Here is a 2,726-nt window from a genome sequence, read left to right as displayed (position 1 = left end):
GGGTCGGCGGGGCTCGGGCTCGGGGGGTGGCGGGGCCTGCGTTCCAGGTTCCCGGCGTCCGGTTCCAGGTTCCCTGGGCCCGGATTGCCGGTCTGCGGGACCTTGGCTTCGGGTCTACGGTGTCCGGGGCTTCGGGCCTACGGTGTCCCGGGCTCCGGGTCTGCGGGGCCTGTGGCTCCCGGTCCGCGGGGCCACCGGCTCCGGGTCTGCGGGCCCCGGCCCCGGGCCCCGGGCTAGGCTTCCGCGGCTTCCGCGTAGACCTGGGACAGCTCCGGGGAGCCGCCCGCCGCCCACTCCAGACCGGCCGCGACCACGTCCAGCTCCCGGCCGGAGTCGAGCCGCACCACCGGGCGGCCGCCCGCGGTGAGCCGCCACGACGCGCCCGGCACCGTGCGCACGACCACCGTGCCGAGGTACAGCCCCGCGTCGTTGCCGAACCAGGGCAGCTCCTCCGGGTCATCGCGCCAGCGCGGCGGGAGCTGGTCGATGGCCGCGAGCGAGTCCGGGGTGTCGTCCAGTTCCACCCCGTACCCCTGGACCCGGGCGCGCAGCAGCTCGCACTCGGCGAGCATGGAGGCCAGCGCGGCCGGGTCGGGCGGACCGCCCGGGGCGACCCGCTCACCGTGTCTTCTGCGCCAGGCTTCCAGGAAGGGGATCTCCATGCCCCTCAGACTCGCACGTCGCACCCGCTCCGGTCGATCACCGGCAGTGGCCATCCGGCCGCCGGACCTCAGACGTCGAGGTCGACCACGACCGGGGCGTGGTCGGAGGCGCCTTTGCCCTTGCGCTCCTCGCGGTCCACATAGCCGTCCTTGACGGCGTCGGCGAACGGCTTGTTGCCGTACACCAGGTCGATGCGCATGCCGCGGTTCTTCGGGAAGGCGAGCTGGCGGTAGTCCCAGTATGTGAAGGGGTGGTCGTACTTCAGCGGGCGCGGCACCACGTCGGTCAGCCCGGTGTCGCGCAGCGCGGCGAGCGCGGCCCGCTCCGGCTCGGTGACGTGGGTGGCGCCCTCGAAGACCGCCGGGTCGAACACGTCGTCGTCGGTGGGCGCGATGTTGTAGTCGCCGAGCACGGCGAAGGGGCGCGGGCCCGACGCGTCCTCGGCCACCGCGGCGCGCAGCGCCTCCAGCCAGCGCAGCTTGTACGCGTAGTGCTCGTGCGCGACCTCGCGGCCGTTGGGCACGTACACCGACCAGACCCGGACGGGCCCGCAGGTCGCCGAGATGGCCCGCGGTTCGGCCACGCCCTCGTACTCCGGGCCGCCGGGCAGCCCGTGCACCACGTCGGCCAGGCCGGCGCGGGAGACCAGCGCCACGCCGTTCCACCGGCCGGTGGCGTGCACCGAGGACTCGTACCCCACCTCGCGCAGCGCGTCGGTGGGGAACTGCTCGGCCGTGCACTTGGTCTCCTGGACGCACAGCACGTCCGTGCCGCTGCTCTCCAGCCAGGCCAGCAGACGGGGCAGACGGGCGGTGATCGAGTTGACGTTCCAGGTCGCGATGCGCATGGGCCCCAGCGTAACGGCGGCCACTGACAGCACCCCGCGGACGGCGAGCGGCGGACCGCCGGGGGCCGCTCAGAGGTCCCGGGCGGCGCCCGGCTCCAGCGGCTCGTGGTCCGCGCCGGTGAGCCGGCCGACGTGGCCGCCGTACACCGGGCGGGCCAGGCCCGTCAGCAGCGCGTCGTGCACGTCGATCGTCCGGACCGGCTTGACCTCGCGGACGTAGTCGATCACCTCGGACACCTTGCTCCACGGCGCCATGATCGGCAGCAGCAGCGTCTCGACCGGCCGGCCGGGCACGGTCAGGGCGTCGCCCGGGTGGAAGACCGCCCCGTCCACCAGGAAGCCGACGTTGGTGATCCTCGGGATGTCGGGGTGGATGACCGCGTGCAGCTCGCCGTGCACCTCCACGTCGAACCCGGCGGCGGTGAAGGCGTCGCCGTGGCCCACCGTGTGCACCCGGCCCGAGAAGGCCGCCGAGAGCGCGTCGGCGACGCTGCGCAGGGTCCAGACCTCGGCGGCCGGGTTCGCCTCCAGCGCGGCGCGCAGCCGCCCCTCCTCGAAGTGGTCGGGGTGCTCATGGGTGACCAGCACCGCGTCCGCGCCCAGCGCCGCGTCGCTCTCGCTGAACGCGCCGGGGTCGACGACCAGGGTCCGGCCGTCCTTCTCCAGCCGGACACAGGCGTGCGACTTCTTCGTGAGCCTCATACCGCCGTCCCTTCCTCGGATTCGGCCTCTCCTGCAAGCCCTCCCGGAGCCTCCTCGCGGCGTCAGGCGCCGAGCGCGCCGCCCGCCGCCGGGCCGGCCTCCTCGCGGATCACCCGTCCGGCGACGCGGAACGCCGCATTGGCGGCGGGTACCCCGCAGTAGACGGCGCAGTGGATGAGGACCTCGCGGATCTCGGCGGGCGTCATCCCGCCCCGGAGCGCGGCCCGGGTGTGGAAGGCCAGCTCCTCCAGATGCCCGCCGGCCACCAGCGCGGTGAGCGTGACGGCGCTGCGGGTCCGGCGGTCCAGGTCGCCCCGGGTCCACACCTCGCCCCAGGCGTACCGGGTGATCAGCTCCTGGAAGTCCGCGGAGAAGTCGTCGGCGGCGTCGGTGGCCGCGTCCACGTGCGCGTCGCCGAGCACCTCGCGCCGCACCCGCATCCCGGCGTCGTACGGATCAGGCCGCCCGACCGCCGCCGACGACTTCTCCGCGGACTTCCAGGAGCTGATCACCC

At 74.6% G+C, this 2,726-nt stretch carries 4 protein-coding genes; all 4 read right to left on the bottom strand.

Features of this window, described 5'->3' with window-relative positions; translation table 11 throughout:
• Nucleotides 1-233: 233 nt before the first annotated feature.
• Nucleotides 234-662 carry a DUF6278 family protein gene (locus tag C6N75_RS23625; protein WP_105870916.1) on the bottom strand — a complete coding sequence of 143 codons (429 nt, stop codon included), beginning with the start codon at nt 660-662 and terminating at the stop codon, nt 234-236.
• Nucleotides 663-730: 68 nt separating this feature from the next.
• Nucleotides 731-1,510 carry an exodeoxyribonuclease III gene (locus tag C6N75_RS23620; RefSeq protein ID WP_105870915.1) on the bottom strand — a complete coding sequence of 260 codons (780 nt, stop codon included), beginning with the start codon at nt 1,508-1,510 and terminating at the stop codon, nt 731-733.
• 69 nt (nt 1,511-1,579) lie between these two features.
• On the bottom strand, nt 1,580-2,212 hold the full coding sequence (locus C6N75_RS23615) for an MBL fold metallo-hydrolase (protein ID WP_105870914.1): 633 nt from the start codon (nt 2,210-2,212) through the stop codon (nt 1,580-1,582).
• Nucleotides 2,213-2,274: 62 nt separating this feature from the next.
• Nucleotides 2,275-2,726: 4-carboxymuconolactone decarboxylase (gene pcaC, locus C6N75_RS23610; RefSeq protein ID WP_105870913.1), on the bottom strand; the 452-nt coding region annotated here is incomplete at its 5' end.

This window comes from Streptomyces solincola (assembly GCF_002982015.1).
Classification (GTDB): Bacteria; Actinomycetota; Actinomycetes; order Streptomycetales; family Streptomycetaceae; genus Streptomyces; species Streptomyces solincola.
The sequence above is the reverse complement of the archived record's forward strand: the minus strand, read 5'-3'. Positions and strand labels throughout refer to the sequence as shown.

Coding starts and splice junctions, on each gene's coding strand:
- C6N75_RS23620 (WP_105870915.1), bottom strand. CDS start 1,510: ATGCGCATCGCGACCTGGAACGTCAACTCGATCACCGCCCGTCTGCCC.
- C6N75_RS23615 (WP_105870914.1), bottom strand. CDS start 2,212: ATGAGGCTCACGAAGAAGTCGCACGCCTGTGTCCGGCTGGAGAAGGAC.
- C6N75_RS23625 (WP_105870916.1), bottom strand. CDS start 662: ATGGAGATCCCCTTCCTGGAAGCCTGGCGCAGAAGACACGGTGAGCGG.